This is a genomic window from Sphingobium fuliginis (genome assembly GCF_004152845.1).
Lineage (GTDB): Bacteria > Pseudomonadota > Alphaproteobacteria > Sphingomonadales > Sphingomonadaceae > Sphingobium > Sphingobium fuliginis.
Genome location: NZ_SEON01000001.1, coordinates 373,122 through 399,114 on the forward strand (window position 1 = coordinate 373,122; position 25,993 = coordinate 399,114).

Sequence of the window (25,993 nt, forward strand, 5' to 3'; positions counted from 1 at the left end):
TCAGTTTCCCAGGAAAAGTTCGGCGGCGGCTTCGATGATGGCGTCGCTGTCCAGCCGATAGGCGTGATAGAGATCGGGCAGGTCCCCGGTCTGGCCGAAACGGTCGGTCCCGAGCGGGCTCACCCGCATGCCCTTGACGCCGCCGAGCCAGGACAGCGCGGCGGGCGATCCGTCGAGCACCGTCACCAGGCCCGCGCCCGGTGCCAGCGCGGATAGCAACGTCTCAGCATGGCAGGGCGCGGCCGTTTCATCGGTCCAGCGCGCGGCGCGACGGGCCGACCAGCCGCGATGGAGCAGGTCAGGTGAGGTGACATTGAGCAGGCCGAGACCCGGAATGTCGTCGACAAGCTTTTCCCACGCCGCCAACGCTTCGGGCGCGACGACGCCGGTGAAGGCAATCGCGGCTTCAGCCCCTTCGGAAGGACGACGCAGCCAGTAACCGCCCTTCAACAGGTCGGCTTGCCAGCTGACGTCATCGCGTGCGACCTGCGGGATCGATCGGGTCGTCAGGCGCAGATAGACGGAGCTGCCGTCAGGCTGCTGCATATGGTCGAAGGCATAAGCCATCATCATGGCCAGCTCGTCGGCATAGGCCGGCTCGAAATAGGTGAGATTGGGCTGACCCATGCCGATCAGCGGGGTGTTGATCGACTGGTGCGCGCCGCCTTCCGCTGCCAGCGTGATTCCCGACGGCGTGCCCACCAGGAGGAAGCGGGAGTCCGAATAGCAGCCATAGTTCAGCGAATCGAGACCCCGGGCGATGAACGGGTCGTAGACAGTGCCGACCGGCAGCAGCCGTGTACCGAAATGCGGTGCGGCAAGGCCCAGCGAGGCCAGCATGAGGAAGAAGTTGTTTTCTGCAATGCCCAGCTCGATATGCTGACCCGCCGCATGCTGCGCCCATTTCTGTGCCGAGGGAATCTTCGCCTTGTGGAACACGTCGGCCAGCTCCTGCCGGCGAAACAGGCCGCGCTGGTTGACGAAGGCGCCGAGATTGGTGGTCTGGGTGACGTCAGGCGCGGTGGTGACAATGCGATCGGCCAGCTCCTCGCCCGATTTGGCGAGGTCGAGCAGGATGCGTCCGAAAGCGGCCTGGGTGGATTGTTCGGCACCCTCGGGCGCGCGGATCGCCGGAACGGCGATTGCGGGCGCCAGCGGTTCCGTCTTGACCTTCGCGATCGGACTGTCGGCGATGAAAGCCTTCAGCTCTGTTGCGGCATTGTCGCCAAGGCCGCCCCAGGGTTCCCACTCCTCGCCTTCCCTGATGCCCAGGCCGGTGCGGAACTGCTCCATCTGGGCCGGGTTCATCATGCCCGAGTGATTGTCCTTGTGGCCCGCGAGCGGCAACCCGTGGCCCTTGACCGTATAGGCGATGAACAGGGTCGGCCGGTCGTCCTGCGCGCTGTCGAATGCGTCGACCAGCGTTTCGATGCAATGGCCGCCCAGATTGGTCATGAGCCGCGCCAGAGCCTCGTCGTCATAGCTGTCGAGCAGCTTCCGGGCGTTCGGTTTCTGGCCGATGTCGGCCATCAACCGCTCGCGCCAGGCTGCACCACCCTGATAGGTCAGCGCAGCGAATTCGGCGTTCGGGCAGCTGTCGATCCACTCTTCCAGCGCCTTGCCGCCTGCCTGAGCGAAGGCGGCCTGCTGCATCTTTCCGTACTTTAGCGTGACAACGCGCCAGCCACATGTCTCGAAGATATCGTCGAAGCGCCGGAACATGCGATCCGCCGTGGTCGCATCCAGCGACTGGCGGTTATAGTCGACGATCCACCAGCAGTTGCGCAGATCGTGCTTGTAACCCTCGATCAGGCATTCGTAGATATTGCCCTCGTCGAGTTCGGCATCGCCCATCAGCGCGATCATGCGACCCGCATCCTCCTCCCGCACCTGGCCGTGCGCGATAAGATAGTCCTGGACGAGTGAAGAGAAAGCCGTGACCGCGACGCCCAGGCCGACCGAGCCCGTGGAGAAGTCGACGGGGATAGTGTCCTTGGTACGGGAAGGATAGCTTTGCACACCCCCCAGACCGCGGAATTTCTGCATGCGATCGAGGGTCTGGTTGCCGAGCAGGTAATGGATGGCATGCAGTACCGGCCCCGCATGCGGCTTGACCGCCACTTTGTCCTGCGGACGAAGGGCATGGAAGTAGAGCGCCGCCATGATCGCGGTCATCGACGAACAACTGGCCTGATGGCCGCCGACCTTCAGGCCATCACGTTTCGGCCGAAGATGATTGGCGTTGTGAATCATCCAGGAGGAAAGCCACAATAATCGCGTATCGAGATGCTCGAGCGCGTTGACGATGTCGCGTCGCGACTGGCTGCTCGCGGCTTCCATGCACTTGATCCTTCGAATTCGATCGGCGGTCGATAAATTGAGGAGGGCCGCCGCGGGTGTCACACCCTCCGCGGCTTCTTGCGTGATCAGATGAGCGTCCGGTCGGCGCCCTTCAGGCCCAGCATTTCGCGCGCTTCGGCGGGTGTCGCGGGCTCATGGCCGAGTTCGGCCAGGATGCGCTTGATCTTCTCGACCTGCTGGGCGTTCGATGCGGCGAGTTCGCCACGTCCGATATAAAGACTGTCCTCAAGCCCGACGCGAACATGCCCGCCCAGCAGCGCCGCCTGGGTTATGAACGGCATCTGGTGGCGGCCCGCCGCCAGCACCGACCATTTATAGCTCTCCTTGCCGAAAAGCCGGTCCGCGGTTTCCTTCATGAACACGAGGTTTTCGAGGTGCGCGCCCACTCCACCCAGGATTCCGAAGACCATCTGGACGAAGAATGGCGGCTTGATCAGGCCACGATCGATGAAGTGCGCCAGCGTGTAGAGATGCGAAAGGTCATAGCATTCATGCTCATATTTGGTGCCCATGCCGCCCAGCGTCTCGAACATATAGGCGATGTCACGGAAGCTGTTGCGGAAGACATAATCGTCCGAATTGGCAATATAGTCCTTTTCCCACGGATATTTCCATTCCGTGATCTTGCCCGCCACGGGAAACAGCGCGAAGTTCATGCTCCCCATGTTGAGCGAGCATATCTCGGGCTGGAACCGGAGCGCGGCCGCGATGCGCTCCTGGACGGGCATGGGCAGATGGCGCATCCCGCCCTGAGATGCGTGGCAGGCATCGCTCAGGTCCCTTGATTGCGCTTGCTGCGGATGTGCGGATGCCAGGCAGCCGATAGGTGCCAGCTATCGCCGGCAAGTTTCTGCCATATCGGTTTTATAGCTTTGGGCGACTAAACTCCCGCGATGCGGAGCGCGCAATCCTGCGGGTTTGTTCGGCGAAGGGCGGCGCCCGAAGGAAACAAGGCGCGCAAATGATGGGCGGCGTGGCCGTCCCGACGGAAAAGAGAGACTAAGGAGAAGACAATGCAGATGCTTGATGAACGCCGATCCGAGATCGCGGCGAAAATTGTTCCGCCTTCGAAACTCGCTCATTTTGTTCTCCGCACGTCCCGCTTCACGGAGATGGTGGATTGGTACAAGCTCGTGATGCATGCGACGGCCGCCTACGAAAATCCGGGCTTGTCTTTCCTGTCCTACGATGAAGAGCATCATCGCATCGCGATCGTGGCCGTTCCCGATCTGCACGACCAGGACGGTTCCGATGTCGGCCTGCATCATATCGCCTTCACCTATGACTCGCTTCACGACCTGCTGGAAAATTATCAGCGCCTGAAAGATCTTGGGATCGCGCCTGCATGGGCGATCAATCATGGCCCCACCACCTCGCTCTACTATCGCGACCCGGACGGCAATCATCTCGAATTCCAGGTCGAGAATTTCGAGACTGTCGAAGAATCGACGAAGTTCTTCTTTACGGAAGAGTTCAACGTCAATCCCATCGGCGTCGAGTTCGACCCGGACATGTTGCGTCAGCGGATGCTTGCGGGTGAGGACGAGACGGAACTCAAACGGCGTCCTGCAAGCGGACCGGTGGGACTGGACGCAGTCAAGATCTGACGAGGCCGGGATTCCATCGGGAACCGCGTGCCGGGCCTGAACAGGGTCGAGGGATTCCGTCGGCCCAGGGCTGCTCGTAACTTGCGGCTGGCGCACGCGCGGCGCCGGCTGCTTCATCCGCTTCATCGAACCGACGGCCCTGATGCCCGCTGCCTATCATGGGACAGAAACCGCCATCGTTTCCTTGAATAGCTAATCTTCAATAATACAACAAAGCCGGTGAATGTCGGCAGATCATAGATAAATGTCGGGAGGAAAAGATGCGTGTATGGCTGGTGACGACCGTTGCGTCCGTTTGTTTGATGCCGGGGATCGCCCTCTCGCAAGGCGCGCCGGCGGGGTCGGCCGTGCAGGAACCCGCATCGGCGGAGGAATCCACCGCCAATGGAACGGGTCTGGAAGAAATCATCGTAACCGCCCAGCGCCGGGTCGAAAGCTCGCAGCGCGCGGCGGTTGCTATAAATGTCGTCGACGGCGCCGCGCTGCTGAAGGCCGGCGTGACGCAGGCGGATCGGCTCAACGAACAGGTTCCTGCGCTCTCCATCCAGCCGACGAGTACCGGCAATCTGATTTTCATCCGGGGCGTCGGCAATTTTACCCTTACCCAGAACAGCGATCCGGCCTCTGCGTTCAACTATGACGGCGTTTATGTGGGCCGCCCGACCGGCACGGTCGGCGTTTTCTACGATCTCGAACGGGTCGAGGTGTTGAAAGGTCCGCAAGGAACGCTGTACGGCCGCAACGCGACGGGCGGCGCGATCAACGTCATCCCCGTGCAGCCGAAGCCTGGCGATTTTTCCGGCCATGGCTCCCTGAGCTATGGCAATTACGATGCCCTCATCGCGGAAGCAGCGGTCAACATACCCATGGGCGATGACGGGGCTCTCCGCATATCGGGCATGCGCTCGAAGCGGGATGGCTATAATCGCGATGGAACATCTGACGAGGATATTGCCGCATTGCGCGTGCAGTTGAAGGCACGCCTGACGCCCAACCTGACCGTTCGCCTCGCCGCCGACCATGCGGATCTGGGCGGCGTGGGTACGAGCGTCGGTTACGACGGGCACTATGTCTATAATCCTCTGGCCGGCCGATACGCCTTTGCGCCGGCGAGCGTGCCTGCCTCCGATGGCGTGCTCACGCCTTTGGCGCAGGCCTATCGCGTCACCGTCAACGCCGGCCCCGCAGGCCGCAAGCTGGACCCGCTGGCCATCGCGCCCTATCAGAACAATCGGTTTTACGGCGCCAACGGGCTGATCGAGTGGACAACGCCAATCGGCACGCTCTCGGTCATCCCTGCATGGCGCTACAACAAGCTCGACTATCTGGCGACCAGCGGCGCCTTCGGGGCGCTCCAGCGCGAGACCGATGAGCAATACAGCCTTGAGGCACGTTTCGCCGGCAACCGCGTCGGCAGCATCGACTATACGATAGGCGCGCTTTACTATCATGAGGACATCTCTGCCGATGTCGCGCTGAGCACCTCGGCTTCGGCAGCATTCTCCAACGCGCGCTACGTCACGGAATCGATCGCGCCCTTCGGCCGGCTGACACTCCATCTGAACGACCGCGTCAGACTTGTCGGCGGTATCCGCTATACCGAGGATCGCAAGCGGTTCGCCGGCACGAGCATCTCAGGCGCGATCGTCTGCCAGCTACGGGTCGCGGGCGTGCCCACCTGTCCCAACGCTCCGCTCTTTCCCGTTGTGGAGACGCCGGCGCAGTTTCCCTTCGCCTTCCCCGCGGCGGGATCACCGCCGGTGCCGCTGCGCGTTGGCGGCGTGCCCACAGGGGCTCTCCTCATCCGCGGCGACCGAAACGACGATCAGCGCCTGACCAACCGCCGCGTGACATATCGCGGCGCGGTCGAGTTCGATCTGGCCCAGCAATCGATGCTCTATGCGAGCGTCGAAACCGGCTATCGGTCGGGCGGCTTTTCAGCCGCCACCGGTTTCGAGACATATGATCCCGAATTTATCACAGCCTATACGGTCGGATCGAAGAACCGGTTTTTCGACAACCGGGTGCAGCTCAACATCGAGGGTTTCTGGTGGGAATATAAGGACCAGCAGGTGTCGTCCGTCCGTCCCGACCTTGCCGGACGCATCACCAATATCACCCAGAATATCGGGCAGTCGCGCATTCGCGGTATCGAGGTGGAGGCGCGGGTGTTGGCCACTCCGACGACTTTGATCAGTGGCGACGTCCAGTATCTCGACAGCCGCAACAAGTCGTTCACCTACGTAAACCAGAATAGCGGCGTGCCGCCATTGACCGGCTGCATCGCCACTCTGGATACCGCGGCGAACCGTTATAATGTGGATTGCGCGGGCAAGCCGGGCTTCAACTCGCCGAAATGGACGCTGAACATCGCTGCCCAACAGACAATTCATGTCGGCGATTTCGACCTCGTCGCCAGTGCCGATACGCAATATCGCAGTTCCCGGTATCTGGGTTTCCTCTATCTCCCCGAACAGCGCGCCTCGGGCGTCTGGCGCAGCAATGCGCAGTTGAGCTTCGGTCCGGCGAACGGAAACTGGTCGATCGCTGCGTTCGTTCGCAACATCGAGAATAACCGCACCCCGGTCTTCTCCTCGACGCAACCCATCGCCAACATCCTCGTATCGACCCGCGCCGCGCCGCGCACTTATGGCGCCCGCGCCGCTGTGAAATTCTAGAGCAGATTCCGATCCGATTGCATCGGCTCGACTGCTCTAAGTTTTTGTTTTGTCGCGTTTTCCGAGTCAGCAGATGATTCCATCTGCTTGGAAAACGCTCTAGCTGGGAAATGTCCGTGCATAAGAGAAACCAAGTCAAATCCTTCGCAACGGCCTTGCTGTCGATAGTCGCCGCCGCGCCGCTGGCCGCTGCGCCGCCCGTGGACATGGTGCGCCAGGGCGTGGTCCTTGACGGCGTGACCGTCATCGATACGCGCACCGGCGCGGCAAGACCCAACAGCGCCGTGTGGATACAGGGCGAACGGATCGTCAAGGTTGCGCCGGCGCACAGCTTCAAGGTCGCTCGCACAGCACGCCGCGTGTCGCTGCCAGGCAGGTTTGTCGTGCCTGGCTACAACGACATGCATGCGCACAACCTGAATAGCGCAAGTCCCGCGACGAGCCTGCCGCTCATGCTGGCGAGCGGAATTACGGGGTTCCGCCAGATGGCCGGCTCTCCGGAATTGCTGGCGGCGCGTGCATCGGGGAAGCCTATCCTGCCGCCAGAATCCCCGGCCCTGTTGGCTATGCCCGGTGCGATACTCATCCCCGGAGCAAGCGCCACTGCCGAGTGGATGCGGGCCGAAGTCCGCCGGCAGAAGCAACAGGGCGCCGATTTCATCAAGATAGCGGATGCCGGTCGCGAAGCCTATCTGGCGGCGATTGACGAAGCGCGTCTCAACGGGCTTCCGATCGCAGGCCATCTTGTCCCGTCGGTCACGATCAGGGAGGCCGCCGGGCATGGGATGACGTCGGTTGAGCATCTTGGCCCAGGCATCAGCGTCCTGCTGAGTTGCTCGCGCGACGAGGACGCGTTGCGGCGAATCCTGTCTTCGGCACCGGAACCGGCGGAGGCTCCGGCGAATGCCGCGCCGGAGGAGTGGAAGCGGCTCTTGGCCAATCCCATGGCGCAGCTTCCGCCGCCCGCCATCAGGCTGATCGCGCGGACGGTAGCGACGTTCGACGAAGCGAAATGCCGCACGCTCGCCCGCGATCTCGCGGCCGGGACCATGTGGCAGGTTCCGACTCTGGCGCGACTGGAAGCGATGGAGATAGGCGACGGCCCATCCCTGCGCGACAATCCGGACAATAAATATGTGCCCGCGGAATCGCGCGCGCTCTGGAACTCGGTCGGTGATGCGTTCAGCCGCCGAATGGCCGCGGGCGACCGGGAGACGCTTCGGAATCTGTTCGAACTCCAGTTGAAGGTGACGAAGCTGTTCGACGAAGCGGGCGTCAAGATGCTGGCTGGAACGGACTTCGGCGGAGGGTGGCTGCCCCCTGCTTCATTGCATCATGAGTTCGACCTGCTCGCGCGAGCCGGCATTCCTCCCTTGCGCATCTTGCAGATGACGACGATCGACGCGGCGCGCTTTCTCGGACGGGAACGGACGATGGGCGCGGTGGAGCCGGGGATGGCCGCCGATCTGGTCGTCCTCAATGCCAATCCACTGGCGGCGGCTGGAAACCTTCACGGCATTGCCGCCGTGATGCGCGCCGGACGCCTCTACATGCGTGCGGAGCTCGATGCGCTGAAGCGGCGATCGACGCCGCGATGAGGGGCTTTTCCGGCGGTCGCGGCGCCAGTGCACTTCTCTGAACCGGGCAAGCATAAAGGACGAGCATATGAATCACTCGGTCGAGGACGTCATCCGGGAGTTGGAGAATCGGAGGATCGCCGCTCTCGTGTCAACGGACCTGGCTGCCCTTAACAATCTCCTTGCCGATGATCTCGTGCATGTGCACGGAAACGGGAAAATCGACGATAAGGAAGAGTATCTGCAAGGTGTGGCCAGCAAATATCGTTACCATTCCATCCAGCGAGGCGATCTCAACATACGCGTTTTCGGGAATGTGGCGATCGTAGTAGGTCGTCTGTCGCAAACGGTCTCGTTTCAGGGAGACGACAAGCGGATCGACATGAATGCAGTGGTCACCCAGACGTGGACCCGCGACGCGGACAATTGGAGGCAAAATAGCTGCCATACCGGTGTTGTTTCATCCTGAGATATGCCGCCGGTTCGTTGAACCAACAGCATCTTTCGTAATTCACGCCAGGCCGAAATCCAGCACGATCTTTCCGACGACATCTCCCCGTTGCAGGGCCTCCATCGCCGCGCCGGCCTCCTCCCAAGGCAGGACGCGGCCGACGACGGGATGGATCTCGTGCTGAACAAGCGCACGGTTCATCGCCTCGAACATCTCTCGCGAACCGACCGTGACGCCGCGAATTCGGGCATTCCTGCCATAGATGTGCCGCACATCGATCGGCTCGACCGCGCCGCTCAACATGCCGACCACGGAAATCGCGCCGCCCAGCCGAATGGCCTTCAGGCTCTCCGTAAACGTGCCGGCTCCGCCGACCTCCACGACGAGGTCTACGCCGCGGCCGTCCGTCATCGAAAGCGCAGGGGCGCTCCATTGGGGATCGTCTCGATAGTTGATGCCGCCATCGGCGCCCAGCGCACGCATCTGCTGCAATTTGGCGTCGGACGAACTGGTCGCCAGAACCGCCGCGCCAGCCATCTTCGCGAATTGCAGGGCGAAGAGGGAGACGCCTCCCGTGCCCTGGACGAGCACGACCGATCCCGGCTTCGCCGCGCCGGAGTGCATGACGGCGTTCCAGGCCGTCAAGGCCGCACAGGGCAAGGTTGCCGCCTCTGCCGCCGAAAGATGCGATGGAGCCGCAACCAGCGCCTGCTCGGCCGCCGTGAACATCGTCTGCCCAACGCCGTCACGCGCGGCCCCAAGCGGGCGGCGGCTTTCAGGAGAGAGTGCGCCAGCGATCCATTCCGGGAAAAAGAGCGAGCAGACGCGATCCCCCGGCCGCCATCGCGTGACGCCGTCGCCGACCGCCTCCACGATCCCGCAGGCATCCGAGAACGGGATATAGGCCCGGCCCGGTCGATCGATCGACTTTCCCGAGATCATGGCAATATCGCGATAGTTCAGCGCGACGGCCGCTGTTCGCACCCGCACTTCATGCGCGGCGAGCGGCGGCAAAGCGACGTCGGTCATGAAGAGCCGGGCTTCGCCATCTTCGACGCACACTGTCAGAGCTTTTCCCTGGCTGCTTCCCGGCATGAATATTCTCCCGATGATGATGCTGGCGCGGTTCGGTCGGGCCGCCGCGTTGGCCGGTCCCGGTTCAGCGGGGACCGAGGCGTACCGCGCCGTCGAGGCGGACCGTCTCTCCGTTCAGCATGGGGTTGCTCGCGATCGCGAGCACGAATTGCGCATATTCCCTCGGCTGGCCCAGGCGGCGCGGATGGGGCACCTGTGCCGCAAGGCTGCTCTGTACCTGCGGACTGAAACCCTCCACCATCGGGGTCAGAAATACGCCGGGAGCGATGGACACGACGCGGATGCGATGCTCCGCCAGATCGCGCGCCAGCGATAGGGTCATGCCTGCGACGCCCGCCTTGGACGCGGTATAGGCCGCCGTCCCGATCTGCCCGTCGAACGCGGCGATGGACGCCGTGTTGACGATGAGTCCCTTGTCCTCATCGGCAATGTCGGCCGCGACCAGGCGCGCTGCGAATTTCGAACTTGTGTTGAACGTGCCGACAAGGTTGACGTCGATGGTCCTGCGGAACCGATCCAAGTCGTGCGCCAGCCCGTCCCGGTCCACCGTGCGCGCCGGAAGCGCCACGCCCGCACAATTTACCAGCAGGCGCGCGGTACCGTCCCGGGCCGCCGCCGCCTCCATTACCCGCGCGACGCTGAGATCGTCGGATACATCGACCTGATGGAAAGACGCGCCGATCTCAGCGGCTCGGGAGACACCTTGATCTTCCTTGAGGTCGAAGATCGCGACTTTGGTCCCCTGCTCCCGGAGCATTCGCGCCGTCGCCAGGCCAAGCCCCGATGCGCCCCCGGTCACGATAGCGGGCAATCCCTGCAGATCCATCGCCTTTATTCCTCCCCAATTCGTTCGCTTCCTGTCCGCTTCATCAGCGGCAAACCGGGCGAATCCCGACGGTCCTGACGGCCCGTGACGGGACCGGGTGTCGCCGGGACCGGACGGCGCCAGCCCCGCCTGTTACCGCCAACGCTTAAATGGCCTTGGCCAAGCCACAAAATCGCTGTGGATGATGCAGCACATAAATATCGATGATGGATCTGTCGGCCGCGCGGCAACTCGGATCGACCGCGCTCCCCTCGATAGGACACCGCTTGTATCGCGGTAACTGATAATGCCTATCAGCGCCGCCGATTGGCCCGCCGTTCCATGTTCCAATAGAGTGCCGGCATTTCAGAACCCATGGTGCATGAAGGCAATGATGTCCGATACGAACGATGCAGAGGTGCAGGCGGTATATGACGCCGAGCGTCGCCGGCGCGAAGCGTTGGTGACGCGCGACCATGACGCGCTGACCCGGCTTCTGTCGCCCACCTTGTCCCACACGCATACGCCAGGACATAGCGAGACACTGGAAGAGTATCTGCGCTTCGTCAGGGAAGATGTCTTCTTCCTCGACATAAGGCGGGACAAGCTGGCCGTTCGGCTCTTCGGCACGGTCGCGGTCATGACGGGTTCGATGGACAGTGTGATTCAGATACGGGCGAACGACCAGACCGTCTCGTTGCGCGCCCAGGTCCTGCAGGTCTGGGTCCAGCAGGACGGACAGTGGCGGCTAGAGGCGTTTCAAGCGACCGCGATCTCCTGACGCGGCAGCGCCTGGCGTTTCCCGCTGCCTCGCTTCTCGCCTGCTGCGGATGTCCGCGCTGATTTCCTGGAGCAGCCCCCGCAACCAGACATGGCCCGGATCGCTGTTGTTGCGAGCATGCCAGAATGCCGCCTCCGTGATCGGATCGACGGCGAATGGCGGCTCCATGATGCGCAGATGGAGCATCGGCGCGAGCATCGCCGCCAATTCATAGGGCGCGATGGCGATCATGTCGGTTCCGGGGAGCTGGAAAAGCTGGCTGGTGAAGCTGCCGATCATGACGCGGTCATGGGTGGCGACCCCCGCGAGCCGATGAGCGACATCGGGCACGGTGGGAATGTCATGGTTGGAGCTTGCATGGGGAAAGCGCGTATATTCGGCCAGCGTCAACGGCGACGACACCGGATGATCGGCGGAGACGACGCAGACGAAACGGTCCTCGATCAGCGGCATCCGGTTCATCGCCTGAAACTGGTCATCATCGGCGAAGACCCTCTGATCGTCGAGGGTGATCTGCATGTCGAGGTCGCCAAGTTGAAGCGGATCGAAATCCTTGGTGAACCGCTCAGCCACCGCAATCCTGACATTGGGCGCCTCGATGCTGATCCGCTGCATCAGGCCCGGCAGGATCGTATGGGTGCAATAATCCGACATGGCGAAGCGGAACGTGCGCTGCGACGTCCGTGGATGGAAGCTGGGGCCGACCTGCAGCAGCCGCTCAATGACCAGGATCGCCTCATGGACCGGATCGACCAACGCCTGCCCCTGCGGCGTCAGTTCCATCCCACGGCCGACGCGAATAAGCAGCGGATCCTGGAAAATCTCCCGCAGCCGCTGCAGGGACCCGCTCGCCGCCGGCTGGGTCACGAAGAGCCTGCGGGCCGCCCGCGTCACGCTTTTCTCCTGCAACAGCACATCCAGGGCGCGTAGCAGGTTGATGTCGAACTGGGTCAGCTCCATCCTATCCCCTCCAGCCGGAATCCTGTTGCTGGCGGTTCAGGTCCCGATCGAAATCCCTTCAGCGCACCCCGCCGCGATTCCCATGCTGGAAGGCCTGGGCGCGAACGGTGGGCCGCCGAATAGGCATTCGATCATGGCGCGCGCGCCGAAAGGGTGCAAGCGTGGTTTTGGCCGTGAGCCGACGCCCCAACCCAGAGGTCGGAAGCCCGGAAGGATGCCAACTGAGAAGCCGTTTGCGCGGATGCGTGACGACTACTTCCGCGCTTCCAGGATGCTGACATAGTTGACGACCGCCGAGCCGCCCATGTTGAACAGCCCGACGAGGTCGGCGCCGGGAAGCTGGAAATCGCCCGCCTCGCCCTGCAACTGCATGGCCGCCAGGACATGCATGGATACGCCCGTCGCGCCGATCGGGTGGCCCTTGGCCTTCAGGCCGCCTGAGGGATTGACGGGCAGCTTGCCGTCCTTTTCGGTCCAGCCTTCCAGGATCGCCCGCTCGCCCTGTCCCTGGGGAGTGAGCCCCATGGCCTCATAGGCGAGCAGTTCGGCCGTGGTGAAGCAATCATGCGTCTCGACCAGGCTGAGATCGTCAAGGCCGACGCCCGCATCGGCCAGCGCCTGCCGCCAGGCACGGCTCGGTCCGGGCATGGCGATGATGTCCCGTCTGGACACGGGCAGGAAATCGCTGACGTGCACGGCGCTCCGAAACGCGATCGCCTTCGCCGCGGCGGCGGCCGTATCGGCGTCGGCCAGCACCAGCGCGGCGGCTCCGTCGGAGATCATGGAGCAATCGGTCCGCCGCAGACGGCCCGCAACGAGCGGGTTCTTGTCGTTGCCGCGACAGAATTCATAGCCAAGATCCTTCCGCACATGGGCGTAGGGATTGGCGACGCCGTTGCGGTGGTTCTTGGCGGCGATGCGGGCAAGCACGTCCGACTTGTCGCCGTAGCGCTGGAAATAGGCGTCCGTGATGCCCGCGAACACACCGGCGAAGCCGCCCTGCGTTTCGCCTTCCTCCGGCAGATAGGATGCCTTGATCAGGCAATCGCCGACCGCCGCGCTGCCGAGCTCTGTCATCTTTTCCGCCCCGATCACCAGCACGCGCCGCGCCGCGCCTGCCGCGATCGCATTCCGGGCCTGATAGACCGCGGCGCTGCCGGTCGCGCAGGCATTCTCGACCCGCGTCGCAGGCTTGAAGCGGAGATCGTCGCTGATGGCCAGTGGCAGCGAGGATACGAACTCCTGCCGCGTCATGCCGGCATTCATGGTCCCGACGAAAATCGCGTCGATGTCGCCGGGCTCCAGACCTGCATCGGCGATCGCGCTGGCCCCAGCCTCGACAATCAGACTCTCGATCGTCTCATTGGCAAGATTTCCGAATTTCGAGTGCGACCAGCCGATGATATATGCGGTCATGCTTAGTCCTTTATAGCTGTTGAGCGAACATAGCGGCTTGGCCATATCCCGTGAAATCACTGAGGCTGATACCGTCCATAAGCCTGGATGACCTTCGCGGGGCCATGTCAGAAGTTCCATTCCAGCGATCCGCCGAATATACGCGGCGGATTGGTATAGTCGCCGATGTAGGAAATCCCGGCGACGGTCGAAAACTGGCTGACGACGGCTTTGTTCAATATGTTGTTGATGTAGAGACGCGCCGTGAACGCCTTGCTGGGCGACGTCCAGGCGATGGAGGCGTTCAGGAAATGGTAGCTGTCCTGCCGCAACCGGTTGTCCGCTTCCGCCATGAAACCGCTATTGTAGCTGTCCGTCGCATTGAGCGCGAATTCGCCGACCGAACTGGGGATCGTGTAGGTTGCGCCGAAGGTATAGGTGAGCTTGGGCGAATAGGGAATGGTGTTCCCGCTCGCGTCGCCGGGGAAGCCGGAGTTCGGCTGGCCGTTCGGCAGAGGCGTCGTGAACGTCGCCCCCGGAAAGGACTTGAACCTGGCATGCAGCAGGTTGGCGCCGGCGTTCAACGTCAGATTGTCGCCCACCTTCGCCGTGAGTTCGGCATCGAGGCCGTAAAGCTCCGCCGATGCGCCATTGACGATGATCAGGACGGTCGAGAACGCCGGAACCTGGATATTCTTGTAATTATAGTAGAAGCCGGAAACATTCAGCCGAACCCGGCGCTGGAACAATTCGCTTTTCAGGCCCCCTTCGTAGGAGTCGAGCTGTTCCGGCAGGTACACGGGATTGATCGGCGTACTGATATTGTACCCGCCGCTCTTCACGCCGCGATTATAGGACACGAAGCCCGTGACGTTCGGCGCGAAATCATGATCGAGCGCCAGACGCCAGGTCGGCTTCCTGAAGCTGCTCTTCTCGCCGGCAATATCCGCCACCGTCACCGCGCCTCCGCCCGGCAGCGTAAAGACATCGGTGCCATGGAATTTCGTCCACTGCCAGGTGTAGCGGAAGCCGGCCGTGAACCGCGTCGAATCCGTGATCCTGTAGGTCGCCTGCGCATAGGCCGCAGCCGAATCCACCCGCTGCGTTCCATCGACATTCTCTCCGTCGAAGGGAAAGATCATCGGTCCGACAGCTGGATCGCCCGCGACCTGCAGACCGAGGTTGGCGGCGAATCCCGGCCGGAAGAAAAGCGCCTGCTTCCGATTGGCCTTGTTGTAGAAATAATAGAAGCCCGTCTGCCACGTCAGACGCCCGGAGTCGGACGAAGCGAGCTGGATCTCTTGCGTCACCTGCTCGGAATGATCGGTGGAATTAATGTCCAGAACGGGGGTCGTCGTCACCGATGGCGACAGGCGGAAGAAGTTCCTCGACTTGCGATATGCGCTGATCATCGTCAGTTTCAGATCGCCAAGGTCCTGGCCGAGCGTGACCGAGACTCCACCGCCGCTATAGTCATTCTGGGCGTCGACATAGCTTTTGGTGTCCCATGGCCGCGTCGGCTGGGGAGTGGGAAATGCGATGCCCGTTCCCGGCAGCGCGCGGAAGTTCATGGCCATGGGCCCGTGGCGATCCGAATAGTCGGCCGACAGGCGGATGACGGTCGTGTCGCTGAGATCGGCCTCCACCTTTCCGCGCACGCCGGCGATATGATCCGCCTTGTAGGTGTCGTGCCCGGTGAAGACATTGCGTCCCCAGCCCTGCCCTTGATGGCTGAACGTTCCGGCAAGGCTTGCCCGAACCGTTTCCGACAGGGGGCCCGCCACGAAACCGTCGGCTCTCAGCGTTTCATACTCGTCGAAACCGATCCGGGCGCGGCCGCCGAATGTCACGCTCGGTTCCCGGGTGGTGATCTGAAGGACGCCGCCTGTCGCATTGCGCCCGAAAAGCGTGCCTTGCGGTCCCTTGATCACGGATACCTGCTCGATGTCGAACAGATCCATATTCACGTCGGCCGGATTGGCGTAATAGACGCCATCGACATAGGTAGCGACCGGGCTTTCCAGACCGGCGGCAGCGAAACCGCTGCCCACGCCGCGTACATAGGGGGTCACGTTCCCGCCGATATTCAGCAGTTGCAGCCCGGGCAGCGCGGCGGCAAGACCCTGGGTGCTCTGTATGCCGGAATTGGTAAGTTGCTGAGGAGTGACGGCGGCAATGGCGATCGGGACTTTCTGCAGGCTTTCCGACCGCTTCTGTGCCGTCACGATGATCTCCTCCAGTCCTCCGGACTGCGCGCTCGCGTCAGCGGTCGCGGAGCCGGGCGCCTGCTGCGCCCAAAGCGGTTGCGCGACTACAAGTGCGGCGAGACAAACGCCTGCGGTCAAATATCGGTGCGCCATATTCTCCTCCCCATTTTTGTTCGTTGGTTATCGATCGGGACCCAGGCCGCCCAAGCTGGAACGCTGTCCCGGCGCCGACAGGCTAGCGCTTTACCGGACATCGAAGAGACGAGAAAAACCTCGTCGCGATGCATTCCGGTCATCATATCCGGGCGGGCCAGGGCGCTGCGCGGATCGCTTCACCGGCGAATGGGCGGCCTAGACCTTGGCATGCTTGCGCAGAAAACCTTCGAGCGCGAGCGATGTCGCCTCCGGTTGGTCGACATTCACATGATGCCCGGCATTCTTGATGATCACCAATTCGCTGTCGGGAATCACGGACGCGAGCTGCGCGCCGAGCGTCGGGCGATTTTCGAATTCGGCCCAGACGATCAATGTCGGACATCGGATGGCGGCCAGCTCCTCGTCGTTCAGCAACTTGTAGGTGAGCGGGACATTCGGAAGATATTTCACATAGCCGCGCTTATGCGACAGGATAAGGTCGACTTCTTCTTTGAATCGGTCCGGCGCGCGGGTCGGGAATTGAGGATCGTGGAACATCCGCCTCACGAAATCTTCGACTGCCGTCCGTCGGGTCGTTTCGTCCGGCTCGTCGGCCAGCAGCGCCGCGAAGTCGGCCACCACCTTCGCGGCGGGCGGCGGCGGCCCGCCCGGGCCCGCGCACATGTTGACCAGGCCGCGGACCTTGTCCGGATAGGCCAGCGCTGCCCGCATGGACACCGCGCCGCCCTGCGAAACCCCGCACAGAAATGCGCGGTCCTCGCCCAGCGCCTCGATCATGGCCGGCAGGAGGGGGACGAGGTCCTCAACCGTCCATCCCCCGGCGATCGCTCCGGATTCCCCATGGCCCGGCCAGTCGAACGCGACGCATCGGAAGTGCCGGCTGAGGTGCAGCAATTGCGGCATCATGAGCTGCTTGCCGGCGAAGGTGCCGTGCATCAGCAGGACCAGCGGCCCCTCGCCCGCCTCGATGCAGGCGAGCGAAACCCCGTTGATGGTGAGATTGAACTTCTTCATCGTGATGGGTCTTCCTGAAGGGTGCGCGATCCGGCTAAGCGAAGCTGAGGGCGCCGCGGACCGTGTTGATCAGCCAGTCGCAATCGTCGGGCAGCGCGTCGCCTCTCCACGCGACATGCTGGTCGGGACGGATGAGGATAAGCCTGCGCTCGTAGAGATCGCGCGCATCCTGGCGATCCAGTTCGAAGACCTTGAAGGGAACGCCATAGCGCGCTGCGGCCTCTTCCAGCGCCCGGGTCGATACGGACGGACCAAGCTTCAGAAGGCAGAAACCATCGCCGAAATGGTCGAAGAGCGAGCTGCCGTCGTCCAGCCAGATGTGCGGCGCCCGGCATCCCGGCACGGCCATCGGCGTATATTCCGCATAATCCATGCGCGGCGCCTCGCGAACGTCCCGCACGATAATGGGCGATGAATAATAATGATAGCCAAGCTGGGCGCCGAGGCTTCGGAATTCCTGCATCTTCTCGGCGACCAGCAGCTCGCAGACTTCCTTTCGGGCCGCCTCGCCACGCTCGGAATCCTCCTCCATATGAGGCCGGATCAACTCGCTTCCGAGAAGCTTTTGATTATAGGCCGACCCGTCGATGATGAAGCGCTCCACCTCCCTGCGCTCAAGAGAATAGGTGCCCAGCAGCATCGGACCGCCCCATCCCTGAAGCACGGCCGCCAGCTTCCAGCCCAGGTCCGCCGCGTCGCCGATGCCCATGTTCATGCCGAACCCGCCGAAAGGCGAGGTCAGGTGGGCGGCATCGCCGGCCACCAGCACGCGGCCGAAATTATAGGTCGGCAACATGCGCGAGTGGCTGGACCATGCGCGGCCGGTCGCCTCGGTGATTTCAAATTCGGTTCCGATGCTCGCGAAGAGCATCTTCGAAAAGTCGTCGAAGCTCAGCGGATCGATGCCCGGGGGAATCGGAGAGGAAAGATAGACCCAATGGTCATTCTCGCTTTGCGGCAGCACGACGTCGGCATAGCCGTCCTCGTTGAGGAAAAAGGTGAAGGAGGACAGTCGCGTCTTTTCGAACAGATGGGTCAGTTCCGGCGCCCGGAAGTGCCAGGACATGCTTTGGGCCAGCGTCTCGCCGCACAGGGCCGCGTTGAGCTTGGTCCGCAGCCTCGACCGGGCGCCGTCGCACAGCACAAGATATTCGGCCGTCGCGGTCCTTGGCCCGTTCGGACCGTTGTAGCGCACGGAGACTCCGCCTTCGTCCTGCGAGAAGTCGATGACCTCCGTCTCGAACAGCGCGGTGACCGTCGGCTTTTCGAGCAGGCATTCGTGCAGCGTCTTCTCGATCGCCTGGTTCGGGGCCCATTCCGGCACTTCCGCGGAGATGGGCAAGCGCTCCTTCCACTCACAGGCCCCTTCGATGTTGAGCAGGACCTGGCCGTTCGCCCGGGTGACGAATGTTACGTCGCGATGATATTTGGCGGGTACCGGATCGTTGGCGCGCAGCCGCTCGGCCACGCCGAGCCGCCGGAAATGCTCCATGGTCCGCGCGTTCGACAGATTCGTCTTCGCCGTGTGATAATGCCCTTCGGGACTTGCTTCGCACATCAGCACCCGCAGGCCCCGATGGGCCAGTTCGAGCGCCATGGTCATTCCGACTGAACCGCCGCCGGCGATGATCACCTGATATTGCTCGCCGTCGCGGGATTCACTGACAGTCATGTAAGATCTCTCCTGAGTGTTGCCGGCTAACCGTGCTTCTGATGGCCGGACACTATCGCGATGCCGCCCCTTTCCGAGATGAGATGTGTATCATTGCGATGCACGCTGCTTATCGGGCCCGACGCCGAAGATCGTCCGGTTAGGCGCATAGGGTGGGCGCTGCATGGCAGTTATCATCGCGCGAAATTTGAAATCTTGCCCACCCGGGGGGCGCATGGGAACCTTGTTCCAATTTCTGGAGGTGAACCATGCCAATGCCCGCCATCGCTGCCGCGATCGAAGATATAAAACATCAGCCGGTGGTATCGCCCACGCACTTCGCGCACGTTGTTTTCCGTACATCGCAGATCAAGGCGATGTCCGACTGGTACAAGACCGCCCTGAACGCGCACGCCGCTTTCGAAACGGAAATGCTGGTCTTCCTCACCTATGACGAAGAACATCATCGCGTCGCGATCCTCAACGTGGAGGGATTGGCCGAACAGCCGGACGGTGTCGTCGGCCTTCAGCATATCGCTTATTCCTACAAGTCGCTGCACGAACTGCTGGGCAATTATGTCCGCCTCCGCGAAAAGGGGATTGTGCCGAAATGGTCGGTCAATCATGGCCCGACCACATCGCTCTACTATTCGGACCCCGACGGAAACCAGGTCGAATTCCAGGTCGACAATTACGACAGCCTGGAAGAGGCGACGGCGTTCTTCTACAGCGAAGCCTTTGCCGTCAACCCCATCGGCGTACCCTTCGATCCCGATGCGCTGTACGAGCGCCTGCTGGCTGGAGAAGACGAACGGCAGCTCAAGCTTCGGCCGCCGAGCGGCCCGGCAGGCCCCGAAATCATCGGCATCCGCTGAGCCGGCGGCCTGGCCGCGAAAGCAAGGCAAAGCGGCGGCGGTCCTCAGGAACGACCGCCGCCGCCGCCGTCATTCCGCGAGGATCGGATCGGGTACCGACAACGCCATCGGCGCCATCGGCACTTTCCTGTCCATGGAATAGTTCATGGCCGCATTGCGCGCGAGATCGTAGAGATGCTGAGCCACCGGCGTCAGCGGCAGGTCGCTGCGCCGCACGATGCAGAGCGGAGGGCAGGCCAATGCGACGTCCGCGACCGGAATCGGCTGAACGAAGGATTTGATCAGCGGCGATTCCAGCCATTGCATGGGCAGGAAGCTCAAGAGATCGCTGTCGGCGATCGCCAGCATCGTCATCACCGTGGACGTGGTATGCAGGACGATTTCGGGCCGCGGCAGACCTGCGCGCTCAAAAATCTCCTCGAACGCCGTTTCATCCGGCCGGTTCGCGAGTGATGGCCTGATCCACTGAGCCGAACGCAGTTCCCTGATGCTCCTTGCATTGCCGAGCGGATGACCGGCGCGGGCGATAATCACCCGTTGATTGTCTGCGATCCGTTCCACCGAGAGCGAGGTGGACGACAGTTCATGGTCGTAGGCCCCCAGGTAAAAATCGATCTCGCCGGATTTGATGCTGCGTTCCACCGGCTGGAAGAAATCCTGGCGCATGCGCAGCAGAGCTTTCGGATATTTCCGGCGGAAGCTCCGCAATATCCGCGAGGTAAGCGCGATGGCCGCTCCCGGAGACATGGCCATCGACGCCTGTCCGACGAAATTGCCCTTGAGCTGATCGACCTCGTCGCGTGCGCGCCGCATCTCTGACTGGATGACTTCGGCGCGTTTCAGAAATGCGTGGCCGATCGGCGTCAGGCGGACGCCGTTCACATGCCGCTCGAAAAGCGGCGCGCCCAGATCGTTTTCAATGTCTCTGATACTTCTCGATATGGCGGGCTGCGTGATGCCGAGCAGCCGGCCCGCCGCCCTCAGGCTTCCTGTCTCCGCCACGGCGGAAACATCCCTGATATGATGCAACTTCATCCTGTTCCCTCTCGCTTATGTTGGGGTCTTGCCGCCCCCTTCAGTTCCGATCATGCTGCCTTGGCCTGGCCGGCATGCATTCGACATTCGCGGTGAAATCCCAATCGATGCCTGAAATGCATAGCTCCCTCGAACTTACAATCACCTCAAGCTGGCCGCCGCCCGCTAAACAAGCCTCCTGATCGATGCCCCTGCACCGCTCCCTATGACTTACGACGTCATACGGTGAAGCAGGCATCGAGAATGGTGATGGAAAACATAAACGAGGCTGATCAAATCAAGGCGCGCGACCGACCCTGGACCGCGCGTCACGCAGGATGGATCGCCGTTCGAAGACAGATTGTACCACCTATCGTCCCCTGGAGATGTCGGATGCCACAGAAGGTTATCATTACCTGCGCGATTACCGGTTCGATTCACACCCCTTCCATGTCGCCGCACCTGCCGGTGACGCCGGATGAAATCGCCACCCAGGCGATCGAGGCCGCGGCGGCCGGCGCGTCCGTGGTCCATCTCCACGCGCGCAACCCGGAAACCGGCGAACCAAGCCAGGACGTCGACATCTATCGCCAGTTCCTGCCCCGGATCGTCGATGCATGCGACGTGGTGATCAACATCACGACGGGCGGCTCTCCCATCCTGTCGCTTGAGGATCGGCTGCGGCCCTGCCTGGAGTTCCAGCCGGAGATCGCATCCCTCAACATGGGATCGATGAACTTCGGCCTGTTCGACATGCTGAAGCGGTTCAAGGACTTCAAGCATGACTGGGAGGAACCGTATCTCCGCAATTCCGACAATTATGTCTTCAAGAACAGCTTCCGCGATATCGCCGGCATCCTGCGCGCCTGCAGCGAGACCGGCACGCGCTTCGAGATCGAATGCTATGATGTCTCGCATCTCTATAATGCGCTCTTCTTCCTTGAGCAGGGCCTGCTGAAGCCGCCGATCTTCATCCAGACCGTCTTCGGCGCGCGGGGCGGCATCGGCACGCATTACGAAGATGTCATCACCATGCGCCGGACGGCGGATCGCCTGTTCGGCAATGCCTATACATGGTCCGTTCTCGGCGTGGGCCGGAACCAGATTCCGATCGCCACGCACGCCGCCTCCATTGGCGGCAATGTCCGGGTCGGTCTCGAAGACTCGCTTTGGGACGGTCCCGGCAAATTCGCCACCAGCAACGCCGTTCAGGTCCAGCGCATCCGCACCATATTGGAAGCCATGTCGCTTGAGGTGGCGACGCCGGACGAAGCCCGGGCGATGCTGCAGCTCAAGGGCCGCGATGCCATGAAGATCGCCGCTTGACAGAGGAGACGGGACGGGCCGGGAAAGGCTTTGCGGAGCCGCGCCCGGCCCGGTCCTCCAGGGAGAGGATCTTGTGGTGTCGGCTTTGACCCTTGAGAACAAGCGCATTCTGGTAACCGGAGGCGCCAGCGGGATCGGCCTTGCGGGCGCGAAAATCTTCCGTGCGCTTGGCGCGGAGGTGGTGCTGGCCGACCGGGACGCCGGAATGCTCGATGCGGTGGCCGACGGGATCGGCGCGGCGGCCAGCGTGGCCGGCGACGTGACCTCGGAAGCGGATTGCGATGCCATGATCGCGACGGTGCAGCGCGTTTGCGGCGGTCTTGACGCGCTATTCCACAGCGCCGGCGTCAGTGACAATGTGCGGTCGGTGGTGGAGACCGATATCGACGGATGGCAGCGCATTCTCGACATCAACGTGCGCGGCACCTTCCTCATATGCCGCGCGGCGGGCCGGGTCATGATCCCTCAAGGGCATGGCGCAATCGTCAATATCTCGTCGGTGGTCGGCCTTGGCGGAATTCCGCGGCGCCCCGCCTACAGCCCGGCCAAGGCCGCCGTCGCCCACATGACCCGCAACCTGGCGTCCGAATGGGGCCATCATGGCATTCGGGTCAACGCGATCGCGCCCGGCTACATCCTGACGCCGATGGTCGATCGCCTTGTGAAGGACGGCGCGTTCGATACGGACCGGATCGCGCGCCGGACGCCCATGGCGCGGCTTGGCGAGCCCGAAGAAATCGCCAATGTCGCCGCGTTCCTGTTGTCCGACATGGCGAGTTACATGACGGGCGCCGTGGTGCCGGTGGATGGCGGCTGGACAGCCTATGGCGGCGCCGGCGACGTTCAAAGCTGCTGAAGCGATCAGTCGTGGATCGGCGCCCCGATGCTGTTACGAGGCCGATCCGCCGTCACCTTGGTCCGCTTCGTTTCTTCCTTCAGGCAAGTTCGGCATGCATTTGAATTCGGATCCGGCGGACCTGCCCGGAAAGCTCGTCCGGATCGTCGGCAGGCGACACCTCCTGACCGGCGAAGCGCATATGCGCCCCTACACCCAGGGCTATCGATATCCCGGTGGCGGGGCGTCGGCCGTGGCGCTGCCGGGCACCCTCGTCGAGCTGTGGCGTTGTTTGCAGGCCGTGGTCGAGGCCAAGGGCATCGTGATCATGCAGGCTGCAAACACGGGACTGACAGGCGGGTCCACGCCGCATGTCGCCGGCTATGACGGGCGCCCGGTCGTGATCATCGGAACGCGCAGGCTGTCCGGCATTCACCTGCTGGAAGGAGGACGGCAGATCGTCGCCCTGCCGGGCGCCACGCTCTACGACCTGGAGGCGCTGCTGAAACCGCTGGGGCGCGAGCCGCATTCGGTCATCGGATCGTCCTGCATCGGCGCTTCCGTGATCGGCGGCATCTGCAACAGTTCGGGCGGCGCGCTCTTGCGACGCGGACCGGCCTACACGGAATATGCGCTTTATGCCCGTTTGCGGGAAGACGGGCAGCTATGCCTCGTGAACGATCTGGGGTTGGAACTTGGCGACGATGCCGAAGAGATTCTGGGCCGGCTGGAGAGCGGTCGCTTCGACGATGGGCCGCCGGCCGGCAATATCCGGGCCGCCTCGGACACCGACTATGATCGGCGGGTAAGAAAGATCGATGATCCTTCTCCCGCCCGCTACAATGCCGATCCGGGGCGACTCCATGGCGCATCCGGCTCCGCCGGTCGCGTCGCGGTGTTCGCCGTGCGGCTCGACACCTTCCGGAGGGACGATCGAAACCGGACATTCTACGTCGCGACCAACGACGCAGCCGTCTTCACCCGATTGCGACGCGCCGTGCTGGGGACCTTTTCACACCTTCCCGTCTCCGCCGAATATCTGAGCCGTGAGACGATCCTGATGTCGGAACGCTATGGTCGCGACAGCTTTTTCGCGATCAAATATCTCGGCACCCGGCGGCTGCCCCGCCTGTTCGCCCTTAAAAGGGGGCTGGACCGCGCGGCGAGATGGCTCGGGACCGGTTCGGAGGCCACCGGCGACCGGATGCTGCAGCGCCTGGGCAATCTCCTGCCCAGCCCGCTTCCGCCGACCTTGCGGCACTATCGCGACCGATATGAACATCATCTTGTCATCCGGGTTGCCGACGACGGCATCGAGGAAATGCGCGCCTATCTGGAGGGAGTGGAGCGAGAGGGCGAGACGACCGGTTGGCGCGAATGCACCGATGCGGAGGCGGAACGCGCCTTTCGCCTGCGGTTCGTGGCGGCAGGCGCGGCGATCCGATACGCTTCGCTGAAGGACGGCGCCGTCGGCGGGCTCGTGGCGCTTGACGTGGCGCTCCCGCGCAACTGCACGGACTGGGTCGAGCAATTGCCCGACGACATAGGCTCGCAACTGGTGGCGCGAGCCACCTATGCGCATTTTTTCTGCCACGTCTTCCACCGCGACTATCTGGTGCGGCCCGGGTGCGACGTCGAAGCCGTGAAACAGCGCCTGCTGGATCGGCTCGCAGAGCAGGGAGCGGAATATCCCGCCGAGCATAATGTCGGCCATCATTATGCGGCCAAGCCCGAACTCGCCAGCTTTTACATGACGCTGGACCCGTGCAACAGCTTCAACCCGGGCATCGGAAAGACCTCGCGCAAAGCGGGTTGGGCATAGCATCGGCCTGAACATCGGCGGGCGGACACCAGTCGCATCCCGCGGCGGGGCGATCGTTTACAGCTCATCCACAAGGATGTGGCGGCCGATGGCGCCGATGTCCGGGCTGCCCGTCAGCGCCATGGCGACCCTCATTTCCGCCTCGATAAGCTGCAGCACATGCGCGACCCCCGCCTGCCCGCCTGCCGCGAGCGCATAGGCCCAGGCGCGGCCGAGAAGCACCCCCTTTGCGCCGAGCGCCAACATGCGGACGACGTCCAGTCCCGATCGTACGCCGCCGTCGACCAGGACAGTCATGCGATCTCCGACAGCTTCGGCAATAGGAGGGAGCGCCCGCGCCGTAGAGGGCACGCCGTCCAGCTGACGGCCGCCATGATTGGACACGACAATGCCGTCCGCGCCGACGCGCGCCGCCATTTTCGCATCCTCCCTGTCCAGGATGCCCTTGATGATGAAGGGGCCGTCCCAAATCTCCCGGATGAAATCGAGGTCGCGCCAGCTGACGCTCGGATCAAAATTGGCGCGCATCCAGGCGAGGAAATCCTCGAGCCCCGTTTTCTTCCCCAGCACCGGCGCGATATTGCCAAGCTGATGCGGACGCCCGAGCAGGCCGACGTCCCACGCCCAGCGCGGATGCCGCGCCGCCTGGCCAAGCCGCCGGATGGCGCCAGCCTTGCCCGCCGCCCCGGCCAGGCCGGAATGATAGTCCCGATACCGGGAGCCGGGCACCGGCATGTCGACGGTAAATATGAGGGCGGAGCAGCCGAGTGCTTTCGCTTTCTGCAACAAGGCGCGCATGAAGCCGCGATCGCGGATCATATAGAGTTGAAACCAAAAAGGCGCATTCACACCCCCGGCAACCTCCTCCAGCGGGCATGCCGAAACGGTCGACAGACAGAAGGGGATTCCCGCCGCCTCCGCGGCGCGCGCGGCCTGCACCTCCCCACGGCGCGCATTCATGCCGGCCAGGCCGATGGGCGCGAGCGCCACCGGCAGCGCGAGATGCTGCCCGAACAATGTCGTGGTGAGATCGAGCCGCGACACATCGGTGAGCACGCGTTGCCGCAGCGCTGTCGCCGCGAGATCGGCCAGGTTGCGCTCAAGCGTCACCTCGGCATAGGAGCCGCCGTCGATATATTCGAACAGGAATGGTGGCAGACGGCGACGGGCAAGTTCCCGATAGTCGAGGGCGGAGGCGGCCTGGCGTATTTTGCGGGTCATAATGGGATATTCCGTTACCGCCTGTTCGTCGGCGACGCCACTGTCTCCAACCAGGCACACGCCATTCCGCCACCACCCCGCCTTTCCCGCGAGCCTGAGAAGCCTGGGAAGCGCGGCCCGAAGGGTTCACGCTTAACCCGCCTCTTCGAATGCCGGAACTGG

The 25,993-nt window shown here is 62.9% G+C and carries 20 protein-coding genes; 9 read left to right on the forward strand and 11 right to left on the reverse strand.

Features of this window, described 5'->3' with window-relative positions; all coding sequences use genetic code 11:
* Together EWH10_RS02010 and EWH10_RS02015 are read right to left on the reverse strand one after the other, a co-directional pair.
* The gene (locus EWH10_RS02010; RefSeq protein WP_044660063.1) at positions 1 to 2,340 is read right to left on the reverse strand and encodes a transketolase; all 2,340 of its coding nucleotides are present in this window, start codon (positions 2,338 to 2,340) and stop codon (positions 1 to 3) included.
* Between the two features lie 86 nt (positions 2,341 to 2,426).
* On the reverse strand, positions 2,427 to 3,104 hold the full coding sequence (locus tag EWH10_RS02015) for a beta-keto acid cleavage family enzyme (protein WP_242495886.1): 678 nt from the start codon (positions 3,102 to 3,104) through the stop codon (positions 2,427 to 2,429).
* A 270-nt stretch (positions 3,105 to 3,374) separates the two neighbouring features.
* On the opposite strand from EWH10_RS02015, the gene EWH10_RS02020 reads away from it, so the two are divergent.
* The 4 genes from EWH10_RS02020 to EWH10_RS02035 all read left to right on the forward strand — a co-directional run bounded on the left by EWH10_RS02020 (position 3,375) and on the right by EWH10_RS02035 (position 8,692).
* Positions 3,375 to 3,968, forward strand: a complete 594-nt coding sequence (locus EWH10_RS02020) for a VOC family protein (RefSeq protein WP_044660064.1) — start codon at positions 3,375 to 3,377, stop codon at positions 3,966 to 3,968.
* A gap of 260 nt (positions 3,969 to 4,228) precedes the next feature.
* On the forward strand, positions 4,229 to 6,646 hold the full coding sequence (locus EWH10_RS02025) for a TonB-dependent receptor (protein WP_044660065.1): 2,418 nt from the start codon (positions 4,229 to 4,231) through the stop codon (positions 6,644 to 6,646).
* A 116-nt stretch (positions 6,647 to 6,762) separates the two neighbouring features.
* The gene (locus tag EWH10_RS02030) at positions 6,763 to 8,244 is read left to right on the forward strand and encodes an amidohydrolase family protein (RefSeq protein ID WP_165363303.1); all 1,482 of its coding nucleotides are present in this window, start codon (positions 6,763 to 6,765) and stop codon (positions 8,242 to 8,244) included.
* A 67-nt stretch (positions 8,245 to 8,311) separates the two neighbouring features.
* A complete protein-coding gene (locus EWH10_RS02035; RefSeq protein WP_044660066.1) occupies positions 8,312 to 8,692 on the forward strand; it encodes a nuclear transport factor 2 family protein in 381 nt (126 codons plus the stop codon).
* A gap of 42 nt (positions 8,693 to 8,734) precedes the next feature.
* On the opposite strand, the gene EWH10_RS02040 is transcribed toward EWH10_RS02035, so the two are convergent.
* Together EWH10_RS02040 and EWH10_RS02045 are read right to left on the reverse strand one after the other, a co-directional pair.
* Positions 8,735 to 9,769 (reverse strand): zinc-dependent alcohol dehydrogenase family protein, encoded by a 1,035-nt coding sequence (locus tag EWH10_RS02040; RefSeq protein ID WP_130029761.1) that lies wholly within the window; start codon positions 9,767 to 9,769, stop codon positions 8,735 to 8,737.
* A gap of 64 nt (positions 9,770 to 9,833) precedes the next feature.
* A complete protein-coding gene (locus EWH10_RS02045; protein ID WP_044660067.1) occupies positions 9,834 to 10,595 on the reverse strand; it encodes an SDR family NAD(P)-dependent oxidoreductase in 762 nt (253 codons plus the stop codon).
* Between the two features lie 373 nt (positions 10,596 to 10,968).
* Here EWH10_RS02045 and EWH10_RS02050 point away from each other — a divergent pair, with 373 nt between their 5' ends.
* Positions 10,969 to 11,355 carry a nuclear transport factor 2 family protein gene (locus EWH10_RS02050; protein WP_165363305.1) on the forward strand — a complete coding sequence of 129 codons (387 nt, stop codon included), beginning with the start codon at positions 10,969 to 10,971 and terminating at the stop codon, positions 11,353 to 11,355.
* Here EWH10_RS02050 and EWH10_RS02055 read toward each other — a convergent pair.
* The 5 genes from EWH10_RS02055 to EWH10_RS02075 all read right to left on the reverse strand — a co-directional run bounded on the left by EWH10_RS02055 (position 11,323) and on the right by EWH10_RS02075 (position 18,759).
* Positions 11,323 to 12,315 carry a LysR family transcriptional regulator gene (locus EWH10_RS02055; RefSeq protein WP_052628055.1) on the reverse strand — a complete coding sequence of 331 codons (993 nt, stop codon included), beginning with the start codon at positions 12,313 to 12,315 and terminating at the stop codon, positions 11,323 to 11,325. The genes EWH10_RS02050 and EWH10_RS02055 overlap by 33 nt on opposite strands.
* A gap of 252 nt (positions 12,316 to 12,567) precedes the next feature.
* The gene (locus EWH10_RS02060) at positions 12,568 to 13,731 is read right to left on the reverse strand and encodes an acetyl-CoA acetyltransferase (protein ID WP_044660068.1); all 1,164 of its coding nucleotides are present in this window, start codon (positions 13,729 to 13,731) and stop codon (positions 12,568 to 12,570) included.
* A 107-nt stretch (positions 13,732 to 13,838) separates the two neighbouring features.
* Positions 13,839 to 16,070, reverse strand: coding sequence for a TonB-dependent receptor (locus EWH10_RS02065; protein WP_052628056.1), 2,232 nt, complete (start codon positions 16,068 to 16,070; stop codon positions 13,839 to 13,841).
* Between the two features lie 198 nt (positions 16,071 to 16,268).
* Positions 16,269 to 17,087: an alpha/beta fold hydrolase gene (locus EWH10_RS02070; RefSeq protein WP_044660069.1), complete on the reverse strand. Its 819-nt coding sequence runs from the start codon at positions 17,085 to 17,087 to the stop codon at positions 16,269 to 16,271.
* 34 nt (positions 17,088 to 17,121) lie between these two features.
* Entirely contained in the window at positions 17,122 to 18,759 is a 1,638-nt protein-coding gene (locus EWH10_RS02075; protein ID WP_052628057.1) for an FAD-dependent monooxygenase, read from the reverse strand.
* 248 nt (positions 18,760 to 19,007) lie between these two features.
* Here EWH10_RS02075 and EWH10_RS02080 point away from each other — a divergent pair, with 248 nt between their 5' ends.
* Entirely contained in the window at positions 19,008 to 19,613 is a 606-nt protein-coding gene (locus tag EWH10_RS02080; RefSeq protein ID WP_083198884.1) for a VOC family protein, read from the forward strand.
* A gap of 69 nt (positions 19,614 to 19,682) precedes the next feature.
* Here the strand turns inward: EWH10_RS02080 and EWH10_RS02085 are convergent, their stop codons facing one another.
* Positions 19,683 to 20,648 (reverse strand): LysR substrate-binding domain-containing protein, encoded by a 966-nt coding sequence (locus EWH10_RS02085; protein WP_052628058.1) that lies wholly within the window; start codon positions 20,646 to 20,648, stop codon positions 19,683 to 19,685.
* Positions 20,649 to 21,020: 372 nt separating this feature from the next.
* Between EWH10_RS02085 and kce the strand changes: the two genes are divergently transcribed.
* From kce to dld, 3 genes are all read left to right on the forward strand, one after another.
* A complete protein-coding gene (kce, locus tag EWH10_RS02090; RefSeq protein ID WP_044660070.1) occupies positions 21,021 to 21,953 on the forward strand; it encodes a 3,5-dioxohexanoate:acetyl-CoA acetone transferase in 933 nt (310 codons plus the stop codon).
* Positions 21,954 to 22,029: 76 nt separating this feature from the next.
* Positions 22,030 to 22,809, forward strand: coding sequence for an SDR family NAD(P)-dependent oxidoreductase (locus EWH10_RS02095; RefSeq protein ID WP_229742397.1), 780 nt, complete (start codon positions 22,030 to 22,032; stop codon positions 22,807 to 22,809).
* Between the two features lie 94 nt (positions 22,810 to 22,903).
* Positions 22,904 to 24,610, forward strand: coding sequence for a D-lactate dehydrogenase (gene dld / locus EWH10_RS02100; protein WP_065845999.1), 1,707 nt, complete (start codon positions 22,904 to 22,906; stop codon positions 24,608 to 24,610).
* A 57-nt stretch (positions 24,611 to 24,667) separates the two neighbouring features.
* On the opposite strand, the gene lldD is transcribed toward dld, so the two are convergent.
* Positions 24,668 to 25,831: an FMN-dependent L-lactate dehydrogenase LldD gene (gene lldD, locus EWH10_RS02105; protein ID WP_044660073.1), complete on the reverse strand. Its 1,164-nt coding sequence runs from the start codon at positions 25,829 to 25,831 to the stop codon at positions 24,668 to 24,670.
* Between the last annotated feature and the right edge of the window lie 162 nt (positions 25,832 to 25,993).

Bases quoted from the DNA above. Each gene is read 5' to 3' on its own strand.
- lldD (WP_044660073.1), bottom strand. From the start codon at position 25,831: ATGACCCGCAAAATACGCCAGGCCGCCTCCGCCCTCGACTATCGGGAA.
- dld (WP_065845999.1), top strand. From the start codon at position 22,904: ATGCATTTGAATTCGGATCCGGCGGACCTGCCCGGAAAGCTCGTCCGG.
- EWH10_RS02025 (WP_044660065.1), top strand. From the start codon at position 4,229: ATGCGTGTATGGCTGGTGACGACCGTTGCGTCCGTTTGTTTGATGCCG.
- EWH10_RS02065 (WP_052628056.1), bottom strand. From the start codon at position 16,070: ATGGCGCACCGATATTTGACCGCAGGCGTTTGTCTCGCCGCACTTGTA.
- EWH10_RS02015 (WP_242495886.1), bottom strand. From the start codon at position 3,104: ATGCGCCATCTGCCCATGCCCGTCCAGGAGCGCATCGCGGCCGCGCTC.
- EWH10_RS02010 (WP_044660063.1), bottom strand. From the start codon at position 2,340: ATGGAAGCCGCGAGCAGCCAGTCGCGACGCGACATCGTCAACGCGCTC.
- EWH10_RS02085 (WP_052628058.1), bottom strand. From the start codon at position 20,648: ATGAAGTTGCATCATATCAGGGATGTTTCCGCCGTGGCGGAGACAGGA.
- EWH10_RS02035 (WP_044660066.1), top strand. From the start codon at position 8,312: ATGAATCACTCGGTCGAGGACGTCATCCGGGAGTTGGAGAATCGGAGG.
- EWH10_RS02055 (WP_052628055.1), bottom strand. From the start codon at position 12,315: ATGGAGCTGACCCAGTTCGACATCAACCTGCTACGCGCCCTGGATGTG.
- EWH10_RS02045 (WP_044660067.1), bottom strand. From the start codon at position 10,595: ATGGATCTGCAGGGATTGCCCGCTATCGTGACCGGGGGCGCATCGGGG.
- EWH10_RS02050 (WP_165363305.1), top strand. From the start codon at position 10,969: ATGTCCGATACGAACGATGCAGAGGTGCAGGCGGTATATGACGCCGAG.
- EWH10_RS02060 (WP_044660068.1), bottom strand. From the start codon at position 13,731: ATGACCGCATATATCATCGGCTGGTCGCACTCGAAATTCGGAAATCTT.
- EWH10_RS02040 (WP_130029761.1), bottom strand. From the start codon at position 9,769: ATGCCGGGAAGCAGCCAGGGAAAAGCTCTGACAGTGTGCGTCGAAGAT.
- EWH10_RS02075 (WP_052628057.1), bottom strand. From the start codon at position 18,759: ATGACTGTCAGTGAATCCCGCGACGGCGAGCAATATCAGGTGATCATC.
- EWH10_RS02080 (WP_083198884.1), top strand. From the start codon at position 19,008: ATGCCAATGCCCGCCATCGCTGCCGCGATCGAAGATATAAAACATCAG.
- EWH10_RS02020 (WP_044660064.1), top strand. From the start codon at position 3,375: ATGCAGATGCTTGATGAACGCCGATCCGAGATCGCGGCGAAAATTGTT.
- kce (WP_044660070.1), top strand. From the start codon at position 21,021: ATGCCACAGAAGGTTATCATTACCTGCGCGATTACCGGTTCGATTCAC.
- EWH10_RS02070 (WP_044660069.1), bottom strand. From the start codon at position 17,087: ATGAAGAAGTTCAATCTCACCATCAACGGGGTTTCGCTCGCCTGCATC.